The 23,949-nt window shown below is 61.4% G+C and carries 20 protein-coding genes and 1 tRNA gene; 14 read left to right on the plus strand and 7 right to left on the minus strand.

The features are described 5' to 3' along the window. Positions 1–61 precede the first annotated feature (61 nt). Positions 62–2,248 (minus strand): excinuclease ABC subunit UvrB, encoded by a 2,187-nt coding sequence (gene uvrB, locus ACQY80_RS13015; RefSeq protein ID WP_428680320.1) that lies wholly within the window; start codon positions 2,246–2,248, stop codon positions 62–64. Between the two features lie 104 nt (positions 2,249–2,352). On the opposite strand from uvrB, the gene ACQY80_RS13020 reads away from it, so the two are divergent. The 14 genes from ACQY80_RS13020 to ACQY80_RS13085 all read left to right on the plus strand — a co-directional run bounded on the left by ACQY80_RS13020 (position 2,353) and on the right by ACQY80_RS13085 (position 17,125). Next, complete coding sequence (locus ACQY80_RS13020; protein WP_428680322.1) at positions 2,353–2,880, plus strand: DUF3617 domain-containing protein; 528 nt, start codon at positions 2,353–2,355, stop codon at positions 2,878–2,880. Positions 2,881–2,958: 78 nt separating this feature from the next. Beyond that, a complete protein-coding gene (locus ACQY80_RS13025) occupies positions 2,959–3,360 on the plus strand; it encodes a VOC family protein (protein ID WP_428680324.1) in 402 nt (133 codons plus the stop codon). A 471-nt stretch (positions 3,361–3,831) separates the two neighbouring features. After that, positions 3,832–5,577: a tetratricopeptide repeat protein gene (locus ACQY80_RS13030; RefSeq protein ID WP_428680326.1), complete on the plus strand. Its 1,746-nt coding sequence runs from the start codon at positions 3,832–3,834 to the stop codon at positions 5,575–5,577. 219 nt (positions 5,578–5,796) lie between these two features. Then, positions 5,797–6,033 (plus strand): acyl carrier protein, encoded by a 237-nt coding sequence (locus tag ACQY80_RS13035; RefSeq protein WP_003039428.1) that lies wholly within the window; start codon positions 5,797–5,799, stop codon positions 6,031–6,033. 181 nt (positions 6,034–6,214) lie between these two features. Further along, positions 6,215–7,474 (plus strand): beta-ketoacyl-ACP synthase II, encoded by a 1,260-nt coding sequence (gene fabF, locus ACQY80_RS13040; RefSeq protein ID WP_428680328.1) that lies wholly within the window; start codon positions 6,215–6,217, stop codon positions 7,472–7,474. A gap of 32 nt (positions 7,475–7,506) precedes the next feature. Beyond that, on the plus strand, positions 7,507–7,788 hold the full coding sequence (acpP, locus tag ACQY80_RS13045; RefSeq protein ID WP_428685864.1) for an acyl carrier protein: 282 nt from the start codon (positions 7,507–7,509) through the stop codon (positions 7,786–7,788). Next, positions 7,785–8,723 (plus strand): endolytic transglycosylase MltG, encoded by a 939-nt coding sequence (gene mltG, locus ACQY80_RS13050; RefSeq protein ID WP_428680330.1) that lies wholly within the window; start codon positions 7,785–7,787, stop codon positions 8,721–8,723. Before acpP ends, mltG begins: the two co-directional genes overlap by 4 nt. A 41-nt stretch (positions 8,724–8,764) precedes the next feature. Continuing rightward, entirely contained in the window at positions 8,765–9,904 is a 1,140-nt protein-coding gene (locus ACQY80_RS13055) for a Kelch repeat-containing protein (protein WP_428680333.1), read from the plus strand. Next, the gene (locus ACQY80_RS13060; protein WP_428680336.1) at positions 9,904–10,656 is read left to right on the plus strand and encodes an alpha/beta fold hydrolase; all 753 of its coding nucleotides are present in this window, start codon (positions 9,904–9,906) and stop codon (positions 10,654–10,656) included. The genes ACQY80_RS13055 and ACQY80_RS13060 overlap by 1 nt, the downstream gene beginning before the upstream one ends. Positions 10,657–10,886: 230 nt before the next feature. Then, positions 10,887–11,378 carry a 2'-5' RNA ligase family protein gene (locus ACQY80_RS13065; protein ID WP_428680338.1) on the plus strand — a complete coding sequence of 164 codons (492 nt, stop codon included), beginning with the start codon at positions 10,887–10,889 and terminating at the stop codon, positions 11,376–11,378. Between the two features lie 54 nt (positions 11,379–11,432). Beyond that, positions 11,433–11,509 (plus strand) — tRNA-Met (locus ACQY80_RS13070). Between the two features lie 180 nt (positions 11,510–11,689). Further along, positions 11,690–13,027 carry a tyrosine-type recombinase/integrase gene (locus ACQY80_RS13075; RefSeq protein ID WP_428680340.1) on the plus strand — a complete coding sequence of 446 codons (1,338 nt, stop codon included), beginning with the start codon at positions 11,690–11,692 and terminating at the stop codon, positions 13,025–13,027. Positions 13,028–13,589: 562 nt separating this feature from the next. After that, positions 13,590–14,582 carry a HamA C-terminal domain-containing protein gene (locus ACQY80_RS13080; RefSeq protein ID WP_428680343.1) on the plus strand — a complete coding sequence of 331 codons (993 nt, stop codon included), beginning with the start codon at positions 13,590–13,592 and terminating at the stop codon, positions 14,580–14,582. Next, a complete protein-coding gene (locus ACQY80_RS13085; RefSeq protein WP_428680346.1) occupies positions 14,579–17,125 on the plus strand; it encodes a DEAD/DEAH box helicase in 2,547 nt (848 codons plus the stop codon). The genes ACQY80_RS13080 and ACQY80_RS13085 overlap by 4 nt, the downstream gene beginning before the upstream one ends. A 417-nt stretch (positions 17,126–17,542) precedes the next feature. On the opposite strand, the gene ACQY80_RS13090 is transcribed toward ACQY80_RS13085, so the two are convergent. The 6 genes from ACQY80_RS13090 to ACQY80_RS13115 form a co-directional block, all read right to left on the minus strand. Beyond that, entirely contained in the window at positions 17,543–17,890 is a 348-nt protein-coding gene (locus ACQY80_RS13090; protein ID WP_428680348.1) for a nucleotidyltransferase domain-containing protein, read from the minus strand. Further along, positions 17,887–18,528: a hypothetical protein gene (locus ACQY80_RS13095; protein ID WP_428680351.1), complete on the minus strand. Its 642-nt coding sequence runs from the start codon at positions 18,526–18,528 to the stop codon at positions 17,887–17,889. Before ACQY80_RS13095 ends, ACQY80_RS13090 begins: the two co-directional genes overlap by 4 nt. Further along, positions 18,525–19,217 (minus strand): HNH endonuclease, encoded by a 693-nt coding sequence (locus ACQY80_RS13100; protein WP_428680354.1) that lies wholly within the window; start codon positions 19,215–19,217, stop codon positions 18,525–18,527. Before ACQY80_RS13100 ends, ACQY80_RS13095 begins: the two co-directional genes overlap by 4 nt. Positions 19,218–19,484: 267 nt before the next feature. Beyond that, the gene (locus ACQY80_RS13105) at positions 19,485–21,131 is read right to left on the minus strand and encodes a DUF6119 family protein (RefSeq protein WP_428680357.1); all 1,647 of its coding nucleotides are present in this window, start codon (positions 21,129–21,131) and stop codon (positions 19,485–19,487) included. 140 nt (positions 21,132–21,271) lie between these two features. Continuing rightward, positions 21,272–22,486: a DUF2235 domain-containing protein gene (locus tag ACQY80_RS13110; RefSeq protein WP_428680360.1), complete on the minus strand. Its 1,215-nt coding sequence runs from the start codon at positions 22,484–22,486 to the stop codon at positions 21,272–21,274. A 55-nt stretch (positions 22,487–22,541) separates the two neighbouring features. Continuing rightward, on the minus strand, positions 22,542–23,849 hold the full coding sequence (locus tag ACQY80_RS13115) for an MBL fold metallo-hydrolase (RefSeq protein ID WP_428680363.1): 1,308 nt from the start codon (positions 23,847–23,849) through the stop codon (positions 22,542–22,544). Between the last annotated feature and the right edge of the window lie 100 nt (positions 23,850–23,949).

A 23,949-nucleotide genomic window follows, 5' to 3' on the forward strand; every position in this document is an offset into this window, starting at 1 on the left:
GGGCGGGAAGGGGCGGCAAGGCCGCTGGTCGGCCCGAAGTCGCGCTTGGTCGAAGCGGGGCTCAACGCCCCCACTTCGTCTTGCTCGACTTCCCGAAGCGTCCTTTGCGGGTGCCTGGCTTCCCTTCGTTCGATCGTCCGACGCGCGGCGCGACCTGTTCGTCGGCAGGCAGGCCGAGTTCGTCGGCCTCCAGCCGGCGGATTTCGTCGCGCAGGCGGCCCGCTTCCTCGAATTCCAGGTCGGCGGCAGCGTCGCGCATCTTCTTTTCCAGATCCTGGATGTAAGCGCGCAGATTGTGGCCGACCATATGATCGGGTTTGTCGTCGCCCAGGCTGACCGTCACCTGATCCTTCGACGCGACGTGGGCGATGATGTCGCCGATGTTGCGCTTGATCGTCGTCGGGGTGATGCCGTGTTCTTTGTTATACGCTTCCTGCTTTTCGCGGCGGCGGTCGGTCTCGCGCATCGCGCGTTCCATGCTGCCGGTAATACGGTCGGCGTAGAGGATAACACGGCCGTCGACGTTGCGCGCGGCGCGTCCGATCGTCTGGACGAGCGAGGTTTCGCTGCGCAGAAACCCTTCCTTGTCGGCGTCTAGGATCGCGACGAGCCCGCATTCGGGAATGTCGAGCCCCTCGCGCAGCAGGTTGATCCCGACGAGCACGTCGAACACGCCGAGGCGCAGGTCGCGGATGATTTCGATACGTTCGAGCGTTTCGACGTCGCTGTGCATATAACGGACCTTCAAGCCCGCCTCGTGGAGGAACTCGGTCAGATCCTCGGCCATCCGCTTGGTCAGCGTGGTGACGAGCGTGCGATAGCCCGCCGCCGCGGTTGCCTTCGCCTCTGCGATCAGATCATCGACCTGCTCCTCGACGGGCTTGATGAACACGGGCGGGTCGATCAGGCCGGTGGGGCGGATCACCTGTTCGGCGAACACACCCTGCGTGCGGTCCATTTCCCACGTGCCCGGCGTTGCCGACACGCTGACCGTCTGCGGCCGCATCAGATCCCATTCGGCGAAGCGCAGCGGCCGGTTGTCGATGCAGCTCGGCAGGCGGAAGCCATATTCCGCGAGCGTTATCTTGCGGCGGTGGTCGCCCTTCGACATCGCGCCGATCTGCGGGATCGTCTGATGGCTCTCGTCGACGAACAGCAAGGCGTTGTCGGGCAGATATTCGAACAGGGTCGGCGGCGGTTCGCCGGGCAGGCGGCCGGTCAGAAAGCGGCTGTAATTTTCGATTCCCGCGCAGCTGCCCGTCGCGGCAATCATCTCCAGGTCGAAATTGGTCCGCTGCTCCAGCCGCTGCGCTTCGAGCAGCCGGCCCTCGGCTTCGAGTTCCTTCAACCGTTCGGCGAGCTCGTGCTTGATCGCTTCGGAGGCCTGCTTCAGCGTCGGTCCCGGCGTCACATAGTGGCTGTTCGCATAGACGCGGACTGCATTCAGGCTTGCGATCTTCTTGCCCGTCAGCGGATCGAACTCGACGATCTCCTCGATCTCGTCGCCGAAGAAGCTGACGCGCCACGCCATATCTTCATAATGCGAAGGGAAGATCTCGAGGCTGTCGCCACGGACGCGAAAATTGCCGCGTGCGAAGGCGGCGTCGTTGCGCTTGTATTGCAGCGCGACGAGCTTGCGGATGATCTCGCGATTGTCGACGCTCTGACCCTTTTTGAGGTCGAAGATCATCGCCGAATAGGTCTCGACCGATCCGATGCCATAGAGGCACGACACCGATGCGACGATGATCACATCGTCGCGTTCAAGCAATGCGCGCGTCGCCGAATGGCGCATGCGGTCGATCGCCTCGTTTACCGAGCTTTCCTTCTCGATGTAGGTGTCCGACCGCGGCACATAGGCTTCGGGCTGGTAATAGTCGTAATAGCTGACGAAATATTCGACCGCATTGTTTGGGAAAAAGCTCTTGAACTCGCCGTAAAGCTGCGCCGCGAGGATCTTGTTCGGCGCGAGGATCAGCGCCGGGCGTTGCAACTCGTCGATGACCTTCGCCATCGTAAAGGTCTTGCCCGAACCGGTGACGCCGAGCAGCACCTGATCGCGCTCGCCATCGAGTGCGGTCGAGACCAGTTCCTTGATCGCGGTCGGCTGGTCGCCGGCGGGCTCATAGTCGCTAACCAGTTCAAATCTCTTGCCGCCTTCGACCTTTTCCGGGCGTGCGGGACGGTGCGGGACATAGGCCTCGCTGGTGTCGATTTCGTCGAGCGATGTGCGAATCTGGATTGCCATTGCCGCCAATATGGTATCGATGGGCCTCAACCACAAACAATATGCTGGGCAACCAAAAGGTCGCGGCCGAGTATTCCGAACTGCTCAACAGGAGGATGAAATCCATGAAGAAATTTGTCACGATCGCGGCCCTTGGGGTTGCGCTGGCCGTCTCGGGCTGCAGCAAGGGCGAGAATAATGCCGGCGGCACCGTGAAGCGCGAAGCGGGTAACTGGAAGACCGACGTCAAGCTGGTGAAATTCGAGATGCCGGGCATGCCGCCTGAAATGAAGGACGGCATGGCCAAGATGCTCGAAGGGGCCAGCGGCATGGACCAGTGCTTCACCGCAGAACAGGTCGAAAAGGAAGACATCGCCTCCGAACTCGCCAAGGGTCCGGGCAATGGCAGCGAATGCACGTGGTCGAAGAAGGAAGTCACCGGCGGCAAGATCGACGTCGCGGGCACCTGCAAGGCCAATGGTCAGACCGTCGAAATGGCGATGGCCGGTACCATGGAAGCCAAGAAGACCGACGTGACGATCACGACGAAGGGCAAGGCCCCGACCGGTCAGGGCGACATGGAAATGGTCATGCAGATGACCAGCACCCACACTGGCCCGTGCAAGCCGGGCGCGGCACCGGCGAAAAGCTGAGGGCAGCATCGCGGATGCTATTCGGAAGGGCGTCGGAGCGATCCGGCGCCCTTCTTTTTTTGGGAAGGGAGAGGCGGGATGCTTGGCTATGTTACGATGGGGGCGAACGATCTGGATCGCGCCCGCGCCTTTTATTCGGATCTGCTCGGCACGATCGGTGCCAGCGAATTGATGCGTATGTCGGATACCGAAGCGAACGGCTTCACCCTCTATGGCACGGGGTGGGGCCAGCCCGGAATCGCGGTGACGCGGCCATATGATGGCCAGCCCGCCGATCGCGGCAATGGTCATATGGCGGCGATCGTCGTCGACGAGCGCGCGAAGGTCGATGCGCTGCACGCAAAAGCGCTCGAACTTGGTGGAACTTGCGAAGGAATGCCGGGCCTTCGCGGCGACGGAGGCGAGCAGGCTTTTTACGCGGCCTATTTTCGCGATCCGGACGGCAACAAGCTCTGCGCGTTCCGGATCGGACCGGCCTGAACGCCGACCCGGTCGGTTCGATTGCGAAGCGGGGAGTGGTGGAGCGGACTTGCCGGACGGGATGTGGGTGGGGCCACGGACCCGTCCGGCGAAGTCACTGTTTATGGGGACACAAGATGTACCGAAAAGCGCCAGGGACCAGCTCGCGCCCTTCGATCTTGTGACCCCATTCGTCCCAACCAGGCATGCGGCCCGGCCCGGACCACGACAGCCAAAGCGTGTCGCGACGATTGCAAAGTCTCATGACAGCGCGCGCGATGGCAGTTACAATGGGTCACATCGCGGCGTGTAGCCGGATGGCAGGGCTTTCTTAACCATTAACCGCCGATTTCTGGGCCATTTGGCGGCGGGTTCTGCTTTTGCTATAAGGTTCCGGACATCTGTTACCGTTACATGGTAGCGAAATCGGTGGCCGTCTTCGTCGATTGGCGTATCACCCCCGCGCCACGCCAGAGGGCATTTGAGGGTTGCATGGACCGCACGAAAACGAACCAACTTCAGGGACGCGACGAAGACGACCGGATCATCGTCGATGAATTCGAGCGGCTTCGCACATCGCCATTGTTCACGCGCTCGCCGGTTCTGTCGCGCCTGCTGCAGTTCCTCGTCGAGCATCGGCTGCAGGGTGGGCGGAGCGCGCCCAAGGCTTATGCGATCGCGACTGAGGCATTGGGGCGCAACGCCGATTTCGATCCGGCCGTCGACAGCTATCCGCGCGTCATGGTGGGCCGGCTGCGGACGCTGCTCGACCGCTATTATGCCGAAACGCCGTGGGTGCATCGCTTGCGTGTGCCGCAGGGAAGCTATGAGATCGTTGTCCAGCACCGCTCGTCACCGCCGGGGCGATCGGTCGATGCTGACGGCGTTCCTGCCACCGGTACTCCTGCCGTACAGGCACCGCCCGCCAGCACTGCGGGCCGTGAAGCGAAGGAACGGCGCCCGCTTTCGCTGCGCTGGCTCTGGGTTCCGCTCGTCGTCCTTCTCGCGCTCGCGGTGGGCTGGTGGGCGTCCGCCAATTGGGGGCGGCTGACCAGCCCCGCTGCCGGGCAGATGCCGCTGCTGCAACTCAGCGTGCCGCAATCGGGCGAAACCCCGGTATCGCGCGCGCTGGCCCGGGCGCTGGACGCGCGGCTCCGCGACGGTTTGCGTCGGTTTGATCTGGTCGACCTGCAAAGTTCGGGGGCTGGCCGGGCGGCATCTGCCGAAAAGCCCGACTACCGGCTCGACGTGTCGATCGTGCGGATGATCGACGGTCCCGCCGACGTCACGCTCGTTCTCAATCGCGTCGTCGACCAGCGGACGATCTGGTCGCAGCAATTTCATCTGCCTGAAAGCGAAATGCCCGAATTCGCGCCCGTCGATACTGCGATCGCGCAGATCGCCGGCGACTATGGCGTGATCGTGCGCGACCAGGTTCAGCAGCACCCCGACGATTTTGCGCCGGGATATGCCTGTCTGGCGCAGTTCAACCGGATGCGGCAGATGCGTAGCCCGCTGGGCGCGCGGCAGATCGACGCGTGTCTCCGCTCGACGCTCGAGCGAAAGCCCAACGATCCGGTAGCGTTGGCCGCACTGTCACTCCTCCGCTTCGGCGACTGGCAGTCGGGGCGCGGAACGCCCGAGGCCGCCGCCGCCTTTGCAGAGGGGCGCGCGCTGGCGCTCAAGGCCTATGAAAACGGCGCTGGCACGTCGGCGGGCCTGTTCGCGATGGCACGTTCGAATTTCTACACCAGCAATTGTTCGGCCGGGCTGGCGATGGGGAATGAGGCGCTCCGGCTCAACGCCTATGACGCCGATCTCGCTGGCTTCATGGGGCTGTTCAAGCTGTCCTGTGGCGACGAAGAGGCGGGAACGCTCTTGCTGCAGCGGTCGCTGGATCTCGATGCTTCCTATCCGGGCGTGCCCGCGGTGACGCTCGCCTTCGTTCGCTCGCAGGCTGGCGATCAGGCTGCCGCCAAGGCTATTCTCGACCGCGTCCCGTCACCCAGCAAGATGGAGCCGCAATTCCTGCTCGTCCGCTCGATCGTGCTGGCGCGGCAAGGAAATGTGCCCGAAGCGCGCGCGGTGTGGCAGCGGCTGCTCAAATATACCAAGCAGCCTGCCAATGCAGCGCCGGAAGTCGTTCTCAGGCAGTTCATGATCACCCCCGCCGTCATCCTGCGTGCATCGGCGGCGGTGCGCGAGTCGGGGGTCGTCCCGTCGTCTCCGGCGACCTGACCGGCGCGGTCCGGTCTTGAACGCAGCGCCGGCATCTCCTATCTTCAGGGAATGTGCCGGAGGGCAAAAGGGGGACGCGTTCGGGCGGGAAAGCCGCCAAGGGAGCCTTGATCGACGGACACCCGGCCCCGACCGGTGCCAGCCCTCTTGCCAGCCTTGCTGCTGGGCACTAGGGCAAATTTCAACATTCACGCCATAGTCAGAAAAAAGGAACTGTGCATGAGCGATTCGGCCGAAAAGGTTAAGAAGATCGTCGTCGAACATCTGGGCGTCGAAGCCGACAAGGTTACCGAAGAAGCCAGCTTCATCGACGATCTGGGCGCCGACAGCCTCGACATCGTCGAACTGGTGATGGCGTTCGAAGAAGAATTCGGCGTCGAAATCCCCGACGATGCGGCGGAAAAGATCGCCACCGTCAAGGACGCGATCGACTATATCGAAGCGAACAAGGGCTAAAGCCCTGCGGTCCGGCCTGGCCGGATGCGGCGGCCGCGCCGTCCACGCATTTCCGGCTTCCCGGTCTCGAGCGCATGCGCGCAGTGACCGGGAAGCTTTTTTTATGCGCTAGGCTTCTCTAGAAGCGCGCCAGTGATGATGCGGGCCCCTGCGGGGACGGGGGCCGACGAAAGGAATGTCTATGCGCCGGGTTGTGGTGACGGGTTTGGGTTTGGTGACGCCGCTGGGCGCCGATGTGGAGACCACATGGGCCAACCTGATTGCCGGCAAGTCGGGCGCGGGTCCGATCACGCACTTCGACGCGTCCGACCAGAAATGCACGATCGCGTGCGAGGTCAAGGGACCCGATCATGAATATGGCTTCGACCCCGGCAAGCGCGTCGATCACAAGGTCCAGCGCCAGGTCGATCCCTTCATCATCTTCGGTATCGACGCTGCCGGTCAGGCACTCGAAGACGCCGGCCTGACGGAACTCACCGAAGAGCAGAAGGTGCGTGCCGGTTGCTCGATCGGTTCGGGCATCGGCGGTCTGCCCGGTATCGAGAGCGAAAGCTTGCTGCTCGCCGAAAAGGGCCCCGGCCGCGTGTCGCCGCACTTCGTCCACGGTCGCCTGATCAACCTGATCTCGGGTCAGGTCAGCATCAAATATGGCCTGAAAGGCCCCAACCACGCCGTCGTTACCGCCTGCTCGACCGGCGCCCACTCGATCGGCGACGCCGCGCGGATGATCAAGGACGACGACGCCGACATCATGCTCGCGGGCGGTGCCGAGGCGACGATCTGCCCGATCGGCATCGCCGGCTTCGCGCAGGCGCGCGCGCTCAACATGAGCTACAATGACCGCCCCGAACAGGCGAGCCGCCCCTATGACAAGGACCGCGATGGCTTTGTGATGGGCGAGGGTGCGGGCGTTGTGGTGCTCGAGGAATATGAGCATGCCAAGGCGCGCGGCGCCAAGATCTACGCCGAAGTCGTCGGCTATGGCCTGTCGGGTGACGCCTATCACGTCACGGCGCCCGATCCCGAAATGGACGGCGCCTTCCGCTCGATGAGCGCGGCGCTCAAGAAGGCGGGCATGACCCCCGCCGACATCGACTATATCAACGCGCACGGCACCTCGACGATGGCCGATACGATCGAGCTCGGCGCGGTAAAGCGCCTGTTCGGCGATGCGATGGGCAATGTCTCGATGAGCTCGACCAAGTCGGCGATCGGTCATCTGCTCGGCGGCGCCGGCGCGGTCGAGACGATCTTCTGCATCCTCGCGATCCGCGATCAGGTGGTTCCGCCGACGCTCAACCTCGACAATCCCGACGAGGGCACCGAGGGCGCCGACCTCGTCCCGAAGGTTGCAAAAAAGCGCAAGGTGCGCGCAGCGCTGAACAACAGCTTCGGCTTCGGCGGCACCAACGCCAGCCTGATCGTCAAGGCGGTCGATTGATGCGAGCAGCGGCGGCGCTTCTGGTACCCGTTATGCTGTGCGCCACGACGGCGTGCGGTGCTCCGGCGCCAGCCCCGTTGCAATCGCCGGTTGAACGTCGCGTCATCGAGATCGTGTCGGAACATCTGGGCCTCGCCCCGGGCAAGGTCACCGCGACCTCCAGCTTTACAGAACTCGGTGCCGACAGCCTTGATTGCGTGGAACTCATCATGGCGTTTGAAGAGGAATATGCGATCAGTATTCCCGACGATGCGGCCGAGAACCTTTGCTCGGTCGACAAGGTCGTTCAATATATCGCGAAGACCAAAGCATGATCCGTAAAAGGCTGTTTGTAACAGCCCTGATAGCATTGCTGCTCACCGCCTGTTCGGGTGGGGCACCGCGCGATACCGTCGTCGTCATTCCGCAGGGCACAAGCGTCGCCAAGGCAGGCGAGATCCTTGAGGAATCGGGCGCGGTGTCTGCGTCCAGCTTCCGCAACCAAGCGCGCTTCTTCGGATCGAGTGCGCCGATCAAGCCCGGCGAATACAAGATCGAAGAGGGGATGGGTGCGGGCGATATCCTGCGGCTGCTCCAGTCGGGCAAGACGATCCAGCGGATCGTCATGATCCCGCAGGGCATGCCCTCGATCATGGTCTGGGACCGGCTGATGGCCGAAAAGAGGCTGACCGGAACGATCCCGGTACCGGCCGAGGGCAGCATATTGCCCGACAGCTATGCCTTCACGACCGGCGAGAGCCGCGCGGCGGTGGTCAAGCGGATGCAGACCGCGATGGACAAGGCGTTCGCAGAGCTCTGGGCCAAACGCAGCCCGCGTACGGCAGCCAAGGACCGGAACGAGGCGATCACGCTCGCCTCTATCGTCGAAAAGGAAACCAGCGTAGCGGGTGAACGCCGGATCGTTGCCGGAGTCTATACCAATCGCCTCGCGACGGGGATGCGGCTGCAGGCCGACCCGACGATCATCTATCCGATTACCAAGGGCAAACCGCTCGGCCGCCGTATCCTTCGCTCGGAAATCACCGCGGTGAATGACTATAACACCTATGCTATGATAGGGCTTCCCAAGGGGCCGATCGCCAATCCGGGCAAGGCCTCGATCGCCGCAGTCCTCGACCCGCAGCCCAATGAATATCTCTATTTCGTCGCGAAGGGCGATGGGGGACATATGTTCGCGCGGACGCTCGCCGAACATAATGCCAACGTGCAGAAATGGTATCAGCTCCGCCGCGACCGGGGAGAGATGTAGGGCAGGCGGCGCAAACGGGGCCGCGAAGGAGGGAAGACGCAATGCGCCGCTTTCTGGGGCTTTCCGCCGCGATTTTCAGCCTTGCTGCCTGCATGAACGGCGGCGCAGCAGGCAAGTCTGTCGCCGATGTGCGTGTCGAGGATGGACCAAGGCTCGGCTCCCCGCGCGCAACGCATCAGCTGATCGCGACCGGGCGAGGGCAATTGCTCGCCATCGGCGGTTGCGTTCGCGCGGGCTGCGAGACGGGGCAAGCCAGCGCCACCGTTGATATCATCGACGCTGCGACGATGGAGCTTGCCGGTCGCGGTGCCCTGCTTGCCGAGCGCATTCAGCCGTCGGCGGCCGCTTTGCCCGATGGCCGCGTGCTTATCCTTGGCGGTTGGGTCGACGGGCGCGTCGCGGCGACCACCGAAATCTTCGATCCTGCGACCCTTACGTCGGTCGCGGGGCCGATGCTCGCGGCGCCGCGCAATGCGCCGACGATCGTCGCGCTTGCCGACGGCCGCATCCTGATCGCCGGGGGCTATGACGGCGGCGACGTACGCGCCGACGCCGAAATCTTCGACCCCGCGACGGGGCGCCTGCATCGGACGGGGTCGCTCGGCCTCGCGCGCAGCGGCGCGACGGGGACGCTCCTTGCCGACGGGCGCGTTCTGGTTGTGGGCGGCGGACGTCCCGACCGCGAACCGCGACGCGCACTCGCGAGTGCCGAGATCTTCGACCCGGCGACCGCCAGCTTCCGGCCAGCGGGCGGGCTCGCCACCGCGCGGTACAAGCATGGCGCGGTGCGCTTGGCGAATGGCGACGTCCTGATCGTCGGTGGATCGGACACCCGCGATTATGACGGCAAGCTCCGCTCGGTCGAGCGGTTCAACGTCGCTGCCGGGCGTTTCGTGCCGGCGGGCGACCTCGCCGATCCGCGCTTCAAGATCGCCGACGGCCTGCTCCTGCTGCCCGGCGACCGCATCCTTGTCGCGGCGGGCGATGTCGCGCCCGAGATTTTCGACGTGGCGAGCGGAAAGGGCGCGCGGGTCGATTACGACCTTGGTGGCCAGTGGAATTACATGACGCTGACGCGCGCTAGCGCAGGCACCGCGCTCCTCGCGGGCGGCTATCGCGAAGGGCGGATCGAGCCGACCGACCGTAGCTGGATCATCCATTTGCCAAAGGGAGTGTCGTGATGCCGACCGCCAAGCTTTTTCTCCACGGCGTTCCCGACAGCCCGGCGATCTGGCGCCCGTTGCTTGCGGCGCTCGACCTTGGCGATAGGCCGGTCGCGGTACCGGCGCTTCCGGGCTTCACCGCCCCGCTGCCGGCAGGCTTCGTCCCGACGAAGGAGGTTTATGCCGATTGGGCGGTAGGGCAGGCCGACGCGTTGGTCGCGATGCATGGCCCCATTGATATCGTCGGCCACGACTGGGGCGCATTGATCGCGCAGCGCGCGGCGATGCTGCGGCCCGATCTCTTTCGCAGCTGGGCGGTCTCGAACGCCGTGATCGATCCCGACTATCGCGGGCATCGCGTCGCCCGGATCTGGAACACGCCGATCCTAGGTGAAATCTTCATGGCGCTGAGCAAGCCCGCCGCGCTTGCAAAGGGGCTCACCGATCAGGGCATGCCCGCGGACATCGCAGCCGAAGAAGCCGTGCAATGGGAAAACAAGGACAAGCGCCGCGCGATCCTGAAACTCTACCGCTCGGCCAAGGGGCTGAGCTTCCGGCACGACTGGGCACTCGACATCGACCGGCTCCCCGCCAATGGCGCGCTGATCTGGGGTGCGAACGACCCCTATGTCGACCTGTCGGTCGCGCGGCGATTCGCCTCGAACACCGGAACACCGCTGACGATCGTCGAAGGGGCAGGGCATTGGGCGATCGCCGAACGCCCGCAGGAGGTCGCGGCGGCGCTCCATGCCTTCTGGAATGGCCTGTAACGACTTGATAATATTATTTCATCGTTTTGAACGATTATTGTGAATTGATAAATCGATTGGAGAGCAGGGCGGATTTCCGTCATTGCCGGTCTCACGAGAAAGGGCGTCCCATGGACGACGGCACTTCCCCCTCCCGATCGCCGCGTCCTTCCCGTCTCGAGCCAACCGACCCGGGTCTTCCCCCTCCCTCCCGGGTCTCTGGCGCCGCGCCCCTCATTGTAACCGCAGTGATGGGCGCGGCCGACCAGCGGCGCTTCGACCATCTTCGCGCCGCGCATTTTCCGCCCGAACGAAATCATCTGGCGGCGCACATCACGCTTTTCCACCATTTGCCGCCGTCGTGCCGCGATGAGCTCGATGGGATGATCCGGACGATCGCTTCGGATACGCCGCCTCCCGCTGCCCGAGTGCATGAGCTCTATTCGCTCGGCCGCGGCGTGGCCTTCCGCATCGAGAGTCCGGAACTGCTCGCCATCCGCGCCCGCATCGCCGACCGGTTCCACGGCGCGCTGACTGCGCAGGATCGCGGTGTCCCGCGCCTCCACATAACGGTGCAGAACAAGGTCGTGCCAGCGGAGGCGAAGGCCCTGCTTGCCGATCTTGCCGAAGGATTTCGTCCGCACCCGCTGGTCCTTACCGGCCTTGCGGTGCATCTCTATCGAGGTGGGCCATGGGAAGCGGCGTTCGCGCGGAATTTTCGGGGCGCGCGCACAGGATATTGACCGGCGTCAAAGCCATGCCTATAGGCGCTGCTCGCCCAAGCGGCGGCCTTTCGGGGCGGAGTAGCTCAGCTGGTTAGAGCAGCGGAATCATAATCCGCGTGTCGGGGGTTCGAGTCCCTCCTCCGCTACCAATCCCCTTCATCCCAATTCGTCCCGTTTCGTCTCGTAGCGTATTTTTTTTCGCTCGAAATCAGCGGTTTATTCGGTGCCGATGCGTGTCATTGCGTTTCGTTGAACACCAGTGCAGCGATTTGATTTTGGGGGTAAAAAGGGGGTAAATTTCGCATGTCAGCAAAACAGGCGATACCCCCATGGCGCTCAAAGAGCTCGAAGTGAAATATGCGACCAAGCGCCAGCGGCCCTATAAACTGGCCGATGGTGGCGGTTTGCACCTGCTTGTGCAGCCCACCGGCTCGAAGCTTTGGCGGCTGAAATACCGCTTCGGGGGCAAGGAAAAGCTTCTCAGCTTCGGCAAATATCCGCTCGTTACGCTCGCGATGGCGCGGCAAAAGCGCAGTGAAGCCAAAGCGTTGCTCGATGCGGGGAAAGATCCCGGCGAAATAAAGAAGCTCGCCAAAAAAGTGGCGGCTTCGCCACTGCTGTTCGAGCCGATCGCGCGTGCCTGGCACGCGAATCGGGAGGAGGGGCTCGATCCGGCCCACGCCGACCGCGTGCTGAGACGGATGGAACGGGACGTCTTTCCCCCGCTCGGTAAGCGTCTGATCGGAGATATCACCGCGCCCGAAGTTCTCGAGGTCGTCCGCGCCGTCGAAGCGCGCGGTGCTCTCGATATCAGCCGCCGCCTCAAGCAGAATATCGGGCAGGTCTTCCGGTTCGCGATCGCGAGCGGCTGGGCAACCGAGGATCCGACGACCAGCCTCGCTGATGCGCTGAGGCCGAAGCCGCCAGTGAAGCATAGGGCGCGGGTACCGCTGGCACAGCTGCCCGCGCTCGTGCAGTCAATCCATGACTATGATGGGGAGGAGTCGCCGCGCCGCCGCGAGACTACGCGCGATGCCTTGTTGTTCACGCTCCTGACCTGGGTGCGCACGAGCGAGACGCGCTTTGCAACCTGGCCCGAGTTCGAGAACCTGGACGGGGCCGAACCTCTATGGCGACTATCGCCCGAACGTATGAAGATGGCGCGGGAGCACCTTGTCCCTCTGTCACGCCAAGCCGCAGAATTGTTGTTGAGGCGGCGGCGGGCGAGCAATGACGAATTCGTGTTCCCGGGTGAAAAGCCGGGGCACCCGATTTCGGAGAATACGATGCTCTATGCCTGCTACCGGATGGGCTATCTGGGCAAGCAGACGGTGCACGGGTTTCGGGGCCTTGGGTCGACATGGGCGAACGAGGCGGAACTTTACAAGCCCGACTGGGTCGAGATGGCGCTGGCGCATGAGGATGAAGACGAAGTCCGCGGTGCTTATAACAGCGCGCTTTATCTTACGCCGCGGCGGCGCATGTTGCAGGATTGGGCGGACCATCTCGATGAGCGCACCGCTTCGGCGGACATCCCGGCGGCCATTCCCGCACGGCCAACCAGTGAAAGTCGTACTCTCGCGCCCAAGAACCCGGCACCTTTAGTCGCTGGCCGCCCGATGTTTTGGCAGCGACAGCGGCAGCGGACTTTCATCAGTCGATCTTGAAGGCGCGACGCCGAATTGCCTCCGCTTCGTGGATGAAGTTCGAACTGCGCTTATACAAGGGTCTTCGCAGATCAGTCTCCTGCTCCAAAGTTATCGAATGATTTCAGAGGAGATCGCGAATGGCCGGACCGCCGGCATGAGATAGATGGCGGCGGCTTAGCGCCTCATTGTCGCCGTTCAAGTTGCGGACTCCGGATCCCAGAACCTGCCGTTCGCGAAGGTGCCTCGTCGGTAGGCCCGAAAGACCGGGTCTGGGACATTCCTGCCGTTCCCTAGCGACGTGTCGAACGGCAGTTCCGGCCAGGAGCCGACCTCCGGCGTCTGCACGACCGGCACCGCAGAACGACAGAGATTGGCCTGCACGCAGACCGGCCGCTTCCGGGCGGCTGATCGCGGAAAGCGTACATTTGTTCAGTCGGCAAGCCGGGTACTAATATATAAGGGCTGACCCGATTGTCCCCTCCGCCGGCCTTCCCGACGCTTCGCCTGGGCCAAGTTTCTGCTTACTTTAGCGTATCCTCGCGCTACGCTTGTTGGTGGGGTAAGATTGACGGGGGGCGAGTTGAGTCAGCAGAGCGCAGAACAGGCCGAAGGCCCAGACTTGGATGCTGTTCTTGCGGCTCTTCGCCGGGACTATTCCAAACTAGGGCCGAGGATAAGAGAGCTACAGCATGAGGTACTGTGCGAGTGCTCAGGCGTCACTCTTCGATTGCATTTTCCGGCATTCCGGCAGGGCAAAACCACGGTCCATGAACTGGTGGAACTGGCATGGCTGCATCTGACGCCTTTCGCGCTGACGCGAAAGGAAATTGACGCAGTGAGAGCGCTGCAGTCGACCATGCCGTTCGACGATTTCCTGGTCAAAACCACACAGCTCAATGATGCGGCCGCCAAGCTTTTCATCAAGGCGCACAAGGCAACAAACCGGAATGGCGAAGCCGGCGAGCTACTGTTGTACCTCCTTACAGAATGGATTCTAGGCGCTCCACAGGTCATCGCGAAGATGACCTTAAAAACCAATCCGCAGATGCCCGTTCACGGCGCAGACGGGGTCCATGTTCGATACTGCCCTGAGACCGCGCGGCTTTTTCTCTATTGGGGAGAGTCGAAAATGTATGGCGACGTCGGTGCAGCCATCACGTCCGCCGCGAAATCGATCGCAAAATCTTTGGAGCCAGACGAGCTGGACCACGAACTGCAGCTTGTTCAGCGAAATATCGATTTCACAGGATTGGGCACCGAAGGCAAGGAAGCCCTTCTGCGGTATCTGGATCCGCATGAGGAAGATTATAACGACCGCAAAGACGTCACCACCTGCCTGATCGGCTTCGATTTCGACGGCTTCCAAAAGGCTAGCGCCGCTGGCGACCAAGGCGCGGAGGATGCCTTTAGAGCGCTGGCGAAGGAGCATCTTGAAGCGGTCGCTCCCAAGGTCGCCGCTGCGCTCAAGGCGGCGGGACTGGACTCTCAGGATGTCGAGCTCTTCTTCTTCCCGCTCCCGGCAGTGCAGGAATTTCGCGATCTCTTTCAGGCTCGGATTGGCTGGCTGCCATGATGCAGGAACTGGCTGACAAAGTTTGGGGGAATCCCGGATTTCACGACGCGGCCCATCGCATCGAGCTCGCATGGCTCACCAAGGAGATCGGCGGCGTCGATGACGGGCCCGCGGACATTACAGATGCCACGCGGTTGATGCGTTCAGCGGCCATACTGGCTTGCTCGGAGACAGCAGATCATCGACGCGCCGCCTTCAGGGTGGCGACTTGTGCATACGATCTGTTTGGCACCGAACAGGTGCCCTTGGATCAGGCTCTGCGCGTCGTGCTCATGCGTCTGGGCAACTTCCCATCCATCGGCACGCGAACAGACGTTGAGTCCGCACAGTCCAGCCTTCCCTTCGCGCTTGTCGCTGAAGAAATCGCGTCGGCCGACGCGCATGAGGTGACGATAAACGGGTACACGGTGCTGCTGACAGACTTCCAGCAAAAGCTGTGGCTTAGCCTTACGCAGAGTCGTCGAATCGCGCTGGCCGCGCCCACATCGGCGGGGAAATCCTTTGTATTGCAGGGGTATCTTTCGGCCCTCTTCGACAATGACCAGGCAAAATCGGTTGTCTACATCGTCCCGACCCGTGCCTTGATCGCCCAGGTCGCGGAGGATCTGAAGGTTCAGTTCGAGGGAACGACACGCGATGTTCCTGACATTGTCACCGTGCCGGTCGACGCGGAAACCACGCTTGCCGAGCGCGCCATCTATGTGATGACGCAAGAGAGGGTGCAGCTCGCTCTCGGTGCCCATCCCGACTTTGGCGCCAGCGTCATCATCGTAGATGAAGCGCATTCGATCGCGGACGGATCGCGGGGCGTTTTGCTTCAATGGGTCATCGACGATCTGCTCGTCCGCAATCGGACATCCCAGATCCTCTTCGCCAGTCCGGCAATCCGTAATCTGGATGTCTTCGGCCGGCTGTTCGGTTTGGACGACGTGATCGAGTTCTCGTCTATAGAGCCGACCGTTGCCCAGAACTTTCTGGTCACCACCATCGAGTCAGCGACCAAGGGCAAGCTTTCGATCAAGACCGCCGGGGACGGATCAAAGGCGCTACGGTCAGTCGCGACGCTGCAGCTGGATCGAACGGTCGCAAGCCGAACAGAGAAACTCGTCCATATCCCGGCGGAACTCGGGCGCGGACATTCGAACATTATCTATGCAAACGGCGCGGCGGAGGCTGAGAGCGTTGCGCTCCAACTGGCCGAGCTGATGTCTGATCGCGAGCCGACCGTCGCGCGCCTAGCTCTGTCGGACCTGGCTAAAGAAGCAGTCCACGCCAACTACGCGTTGGTTGAGTGCGTCAAGTACGGCGTCGCGTTTCACTATTCCAACATCCCCACCCAACTTCGACGCGCAATTGAAGCGGCAGTATCGTCCGGTGAGGTCGACTTCCTCGTATGCACGAGCACGCTGCTGCAGGGCGTCAATTTGCCTGCCAAGAACATCTTCATGTTTGCTCCGGAGAAGGGTCGGACCAAGGCCCTGGAGTCGACCGACTTCTGGAACCTCGCCGGTCGCGCCGGCAGACTTAAACGAGAATTCCAAGGCAATATCTTCCTCATCGACTACGAAAAATGGAAGAAGAAGCCGCTCGAAGGGCCAAAGGACTCGATCATCACTCCGGCGATCGAAACCAGCCTGAACGAACATCACGATCAGCTCATGACCGTCATCGCCGGCACGCCGAGCGCTGGCCGCAGCGATGAAACCGATCTCGAGACCACTTTCGTCCGCCTTTATACCGATTTCAAAGGCGGAGATCTCAGTCAGACATTCGAACGAGCAGGCGTCGCTGCAGGCGATGCTCAGTCGGGCCTGCTAGAGGCCGCGCTCGCCGCCGCCAGTGAAAAACTCACCCTCCCAGCAGCGGTTATCCGCCGGACTCCGAATATCTCGGCACACAAACAACAGCTGCTCTACGACCGGATAAGCGCGAAAGTGGCTCAAGGCCCCGACGTCGCTCGGACCCTCATCCCCCTGCACCCCCGCGAGAGTGAAGCTTTCCAGTCCTATGCGGATGTCCTGGAGCTTTGCCACGAGATCATTCTCGGCATCGATACCTCCAAGAATCTGCATCGGTTCCACGCTCTGATCGCGCGACGCTGGATGCTCGGTCTGCCGCTTCCTCAGATCATCGACGAGCAAATTTCGCGAAATACGTCGAAGCCTGTTCGGACGACGATCAGAAACACCCTGGATTTGATCGAGGGCGACATCCGTTTCCAAGCTGTTCGGCTGTTTGGTTGCTATAGCGCCCTTCTTGTCTACGCCCTCGACAGCGCGGGGTTGGTGGACATGGTTTCCAGCATTCCATCTTTGCCGCTTTACCTAGAGATTGGCGCATCCGACAAAACGATGATCAGCTTTATCTCGCTGGGCTTGTCGCGTGTAACCGCCATGAAACTGAACGAAATGTCCGCCCGTAAGGACCTCGACACCGCCGGTGCGCTGCAGTGGCTGCGAACCCGGCCGCTGGAGGCGCTGGGGCTTTCCCCTCTCTTGCTGGCCGAAGTACGCGCGATCGCGACCATCTCCATGCCGAATTGAACAATCGACTGGCTACGAACACATAAGCTGAACGGAGGGCCGGTGTCGATTTTCGCCGGAAAGCTGGTGTTCCGTTCTCCACCGAAGGGTTCCGGTCGATGACTTGAGCGAACGTCGGCTCTCGCGACCATGCTGCAGCCAGCAGAACGGCCGAGCTTGGGGAGCACTGCCAGTCTGTTCAATTATGTGCGAATGGCGGGTCTCGGCAGGAGCAGCCGTTCTGACTCTGACCGGGGAATGGCTCGAGTTGGTCGCCTGCTGTCGATCAGAGAACTGGCGAAAAATGGGACTTCGCGGCCATTCGCAGCGGCGCGGGCGAGTGGCCGCTCTTGCCAGGAGCGGACGTAACGCTTTTGGGCGGATGACGGCCGCATATGCGAAAGTCTGGGCCGTCAGCAGTTAGTCGGCTTTCAAAGGTCAAAGTGGCAAAGCCGCCTTCACAACTGTGCCGTGTGTGGTCGAATTAAAGCCAGATCGCGATAGGCGTGTGGCCAAATCCACAAGCGGTACGCATCGCTCCTTGAACACGAACTCGCTCTGATCCGCTTCTGATGGCAGCATGCAAAGAATGTGGAGTGGCAATTGTTCGCCGGCCGACCGCATTTCCGCTTTGAGGTTGGATAGCGTTTCACCGCCGGGGCCAATGACAAGAATGTCGATGTCTTCGCCGACCCCGTTCAGGGTCGAGCCGAACATATAGGCGTCGAAACTGACCAGGGATCCGCAACACGTCAGCAGGTGAGCTGCGATCGCGCCAGCCTTCATGATCTCTGGTGGATGTAGTCCCTCAGCTCTTCCCATTTTGTCACCTTGCATCCGAGCTCATTTCCTGCATCGATCGCTGCTTTCGATGGGCTCCCGTTCGGGTTGATGTTCCACGCGACATCCATCGGACCAAACCGGTCCCAAAGGCTGCGAACCGCATCGGCGGTGGGTTCGTACTCTGCGATCATGCCTAACCGGAAAACGACGCCGTTCTTGAGAGTGACCTGATAGACGCGATCAAACTCGCGGACGGCCTGGGCAACACGACCATATTGCCGAAGGAGGCGGTCCGAGAAGAAGTACGTCTTGTGTGACGCCGTCTTGGCCTTTCCATCCAAGGCAGCCGAAGAGAGCGTTCCAAAGCTGCCCCAGCCCACGCCATGATCCTGAAGATAGCGGATCGCGTCGCCTTCCCAGACACAGCTGGACCGATAGCCGCAGAGGAAGTCCATGGCTGGAAATCGCTGCCGGTAATATGTGGCGGTCGCAAGGTCGATTGTCTCCCCGGGCGCTATGGCAGCTAGCACGTCCGGCTGATCCGGGGTCATGACCCTGATCAGGTCGTCCTCCACATGCACTGCGGTAGATCGCCCCGGCTTTGCAAAATTCGCGAGCGCGTAGGTGATTTGCCAGTTCACGCGAAGATGCCTTCCATTGCCGGAGGGAAGCGACTTGCGCGGCCAGCGACGCCGCAGACATGGCGTTCGGACAGGCCGCGCACATGTTCTTGATATTCTGCAAAGGTCCGGCGCTCCTCGTCGCTGGCCAGTCCGAGGTTCGCCTCGATAATCGCCTGCATGCGGTAGTGGTTGGGTAGGATCACGCTCCTCACACGCTGCACCCAAGCCTTCGCCGCCTCGGCCTCCGGATCATATTCGAACTCGGCCCCGTCCACGGGGGCGTATCGCTCCCAGATCGCGCTGTTCTCGGCAAGGACCGCGGCGACTGCCTCACGCACTTGCCCGCGCTCGTCATATGCCTTGATACCCTGCTTGAGCGCCAGGTTCCCAAGATGGGCCTGCTTCCAATCCAGGAGAAGCTGGCGGGGATAGGCGTCGGGATCCTTGTCGACCATAGTATGGCAGGTCGGGCACAAGAGGAGCAGGTTGTCGAAGGAATCAGCATCGAAATCCCCTTCCGGCCTGTCCGCGTAGCGCGGGCCGGCGTCGCCATGCGGGATAACGTGCGCCATCTCCGCGATGTGCTTGTCGCCTCCCAACTCGACCGGGAACAGGGCGTCGAGACATTCCGGCCGCTGACAGTGACCCGATGCCGCAGCAAATAAGTGCAGCCGGGTGGCCGCCGGTATAGCCTTGCGTTCCGCCATCAATCCCCCGCCTGATCCGCCGATGCCCCCACCGAAGTACAGGCAAATCAATCCCACTGTCTAGCGATCCCCCGCTCAGCGCAGAAACCATATACCAGTTTCTCCGGTGGTTTCCTGCATTCGACGTGAGAGGCTTCTGCCGCCCGAAAGCGTCTGACTGATCATGCTATCGGCTCTATACCTGTTGTCAGCGCAACTTCGCGACCAAACCGCATGACCATCGCACCTTCGCAAACGTCGGAGGGCACGCCATGGCCGTGAGGTAGATTAAACTTTCTCAATCAGATGAAGCTGTACGTTGAATCCCATCCGATCGATGCGCGCGGCCGCGGCGCGTAGCGCCACTTTGCTGAAGAAGGGGAGGTTGAGGTTTTTCGACTTTTTGTGGGCATGGCGCATCACGCCATAGATTACGGTGAAATTCTTGGCGGTAGGCCTCGTGCGTCCATCTGGAATGAGGGCGGCAAAGCCCTGGCGATTATATTTCACCTCGCGCTTTGTTGCGGCCCGCCGAAAGTCGCCCCGAAATTTTGAATCGCCCATAAACGCCTCGGCGGAGATCAACGCTTGGTTCCATAAATGGCTGAGCGGGGACGATGAGTGGCCGTCCTTCAGATGGATCAGCTCGCTTTGTCGAGAGAGGAAATCGCAGGCCTCGATCTTCGCGGTGGGTGCGCCGGCCGGATTGGAGCGGGTCTGGTCGAGGCAAAGAAGTCGCTGGTCGGCGATAAGCTCCGCGATCAACGCCTGCTCAGTTTTCGCTTCCGTTTTAGTTAAGAACGACGGTTTCAGGAGGGCTTGGTAGCTGCGTTCGACGTCTTTCTGAAACTTGTCTTCAATCAGATACCATATTCCGTCAAAGAGGACGTAACTATTGTCCGCCTCGCTCGTCTCGAAGACAAAGCAGGAATACAGCTTTCGGCGATGTGTGCCATCGCTGCGTCCGTTTTTCATTACGCGAATCTCGTGCGACGGTTTGAGTGCCCGCATGTCAGTGATGGTGTCGAACTTCCCTTTTCTTAGCTCAGAAACGTAGTCCTCGATCGCCAGCTCCAGATAGCTCTCCTTGCCGGAGCTCAGCCCCAGACCAAAATAGCCAATCTCTACCGAGTCCTCTGGACCCAGTATGTCAGGGATTGCGAGATGCAGGTCGGAGACGCCGCCATCGACCAAGATCTTCAACTCCTCGAAAACCATGTCATCGAGGGCCTGGATCAGCGTACGACTGGAGACGGGCTGCACGTGGTCGATAAAGCCGAAGTCGCGTTGGTAAGACGTCTCGCCATAGAGCTCGAGCGCACGCTCGCATTGAGCCACTATGCGCGTCGGAGCGAGGTGCGCCCGGAATTTTAGCGCGTCGCGGCCGGTAAGCGCCTTAGCAAAGTCGCTCGAAGACGGAATGCCCGACGCGAGCCGAACCAAATCTCGGTCTGTATCCACTTCGAAAGCACCAAGATCTGCGTTACGGCTTGCTTGAGTGCGCTTTTGCATAACGGTCGAGTCGAGCTGTGCGCTATCAATGACACGCAGACGATCGCGCGATACTAGGTTAAGCGTAACCTTGAGGCCGAACCCCGTCTCGACGGCGCCGTCGGCTAATGCGTGATGGCCCTGCCCAAAACAAATCGCAAACAGCCGCTTGGCCGGGTGTTTGGTTTCTACGAACAGGACGGCCGAGCAGCTTTGTGTGCGGAACTCGTCGCGCGCTGCCGGTGCAATCTCTTCCAAGAAATTCACCCAACCCGGGGGGTGCGCACCGGACTGGTTGAAATAGAGCTGCCCGATACTGCTCGGCATCGGCGTGAAGTCATGATCATCCTTTAGCGCTTCTTCTGCCGTCGATCCGCGCATAAGTCGCAGCGAAATCTCAACAATGTTCGGCACTGGCCCCACGAGAGCTCCGGCATCAGCCACAGCACATCTCCCTCATCCCGGATTTATGTAATACAATCGAATGCGGTTTTAAACTGATTATGCCTAACCTTTACTGCCATAGTGATGCGAAATATGGGCATATCGCCATAGATATTTGGCGAGGATGGAGAAATCCAATTTCAGCGACCTCCATTAGGATCAGATTCGGCTGGTCCGGAAATCGTTTCGGTCTGGAATATTTCGGGAAGATTGACCGGCTTGTAATCAGGCACTGCGCCTTGCCGGTCGATCACTGACGTATGCACCCACGCGTTCGGTAAGATCGTGCGTGGCTCACCGCGAGGAAGATAATAGCCGAGAAATGACCGCCGTTCGGTCCAGTCGAGATACTTCTTGGCCTTGGGGACGATCTCGAAAGGGGTCCAGCCCCAGCTGAGCGAGCGATGCAACAGACCGGCGGGATCGGGCTTCATATAGTCTCGTGCGCCTTCGCGCGGTTGACCGCGCGCGATATGATTGACCATCGAGGTGCGAACGCGCAGGCCTTGCTTTTGGGCCTCTTCGATCATCCAAATAAGCGGATATTTGGAGAGCGCGCTTTCGGTTTCTGCAAAGCCGCCACCGACATCGGAATGACAGCCAGCGAACCAGACTTGGCGGCAATCCTGCGCGGGGAAGGTTTCGTCCTGTGAATAGCGATTGGGCCGAAATTCCTGGGGCTCGTTCCACGGGAGAATGCGGAACATGCGGCGGAACTCGTCGATCGCCATGGCGTGGCGGAACACGGCGACGGCCGGATTGTGGCGTGTGAAGGGAAGCTCCTCGAGCGTCGGGTCGGAAAGGGGGGTGCTCCCTGGGACGATGACCGAGGCCACAGTATCCCACACCCCGAGGAAATCGATGGCGGCCACCTGCGGCCGCACAACGTCGCGAAACTCGCGTGCGGTCGCATGGTCGTCGGTCTCGCTCGAACGCTTGTAAGCTTTGAGTGCATATTCCGCGAAATTGATCTGATGCTCGCGTAGCAGGCCGACGAGATAGATCATGCCCGCGAGCACGCGCACGGTGTAGGCCCCGCGGCTGAAACCGAAGAGATAGATGCGGTCCCCTTCGCGGTAGTGGCGGCACAGAAAGCAGTAAGCCGCAAGAACGTCGCGATCGAGCCCATGCCCCGTCATCATCTCGAAGAGCGACGAGGCTGTCCGCCGCCATTTTCCCCAAGTGCCCGGCATCGCAATTGTGCCAATCCCCGGGTGGTAGTAAGCGATCTGACGGTCGCTCTTCTCGGCAATCTTATAGAGCTTCAGGACATTCGAAAGCCGCGTCCCGATTTCGTTATTTGTCCCGTCACAGCATATGACGAGATTGCGCCCTTCGGTTTCGTCTTTTGCCATATTCGTCTCCGTCGGCTCCGGTTGCGGTCGGCGCTGGTCGTGGCGAATGCCCCTGCTAGTCACTCAAACTGCTGTAGTCTGCGCGGATTGAGTTGCCGGGCCCGATATCGATCAGGATATTGTCGCATCCGCCCGGCATCTCGTCGGCATCCGGCCCGACCTTACGGTCGCGCATTTCACAAGCGCGCGCATCATCTTCGAGGCGAAAGCCATCTTCGCGGTCGGTCCGCAGGACTTGGCCCCGCCGCTCAAGTTCGGAAACGATCTCGGCATCGGGTAGCCTGACGCGGTGATAGGGGTAGGGGCCTGACGAAATCGCATAGATTGATGCGCCCACCGCATCAAGAAAAGCTGTTCGGGACGAAGTGAGGCTGCCGTGATGGCCGACAATAAGGACGTCGGACTTGAGATCGGCGGCGCAGCATAGAAGGAGCTTCGCCTCGATACTGCGCGGGCTGGGAGGCGTCGCGGGGAGCTCCCGCTCACCGCCTTCGGCGTCGCCTGCAAGCAATATGCGTTTGCCGCCTAGGTCGAGGCGCACGACGACACTGTTGCCATTGGGATCGGAATAAGGATGCGCGTCGCGATAGAGAAACCGCATCCGCCCGCCCGTCCCGAGCGCGACCGGTGCCTCGCTCATCATCTCAGCCTGACGCACGGTCACGGTGCCGTTGCAGCCGCTTCCCGTGAAGGTCACGTTGCGCGTCGCGTTCGACGCAATCGCATCATGATAGTGTGCGCCCGGTTCCGCCATCGCGGCCTTGAGGAAGTGGCAATAGCCATCGGTCTTGTTGACGCGCCCTGACTCCCAGACGTTGCCGATCTGAAACGTGCCGAAGACTGCAGGCATCAACTGAAGATGATCCTTGTGCGGGTGGCTGAGGATCAGGTGATCGATCCGTGTGAGGTCGGGGCGCGCCGCGCGGATGTAGGCAACGACGCGGTTCTCATCCCCATCGTGGAGATCGTCTTGGCTTCCCGCATCGTAAAGAAGCGTGAAGCCGGGGCCTTCGACGAATACTGCGAGGCCGGTGCCGACATCGATGACATGAATCTTGTGACGGCTCTGTGCGAGCGCTTCGGTGCCTTCCTCGGCACGGATGATCGTCCACGCCTTGCTGACATAGCCGCGGGTACCGTCGGCAAGCTCGACGACGTACCAGCCGCTGATCTCGCCCACGAGCGTCGCGCTGTCGCCGGGCCGTAAGCGCGCAAGAATGGCAGTTTCTGTCGATGGTCCTTGCCGTACAAGAACCGCGCTCGAAACACGTGCGCTCGGCGCGACATCGTCTGCAGTTGCTGGCGACGACATAAATATAGCGGCGCTGAGTAACAGCGCTGCAAAACACGATCGAAGCTTCATGAGGCCCCTCCTCGGAAGGGCGAGCCTAGCGACTTATTCCAGCGCGGAACAGGGCGACTGTCCTATCGCCAGTAGAGATGTATCCAAAATGGCGGCGATC

Source organism: Sphingopyxis sp. (genome assembly GCF_965279755.1).
GTDB lineage: Bacteria > Pseudomonadota > Alphaproteobacteria > Sphingomonadales > Sphingomonadaceae > Sphingopyxis.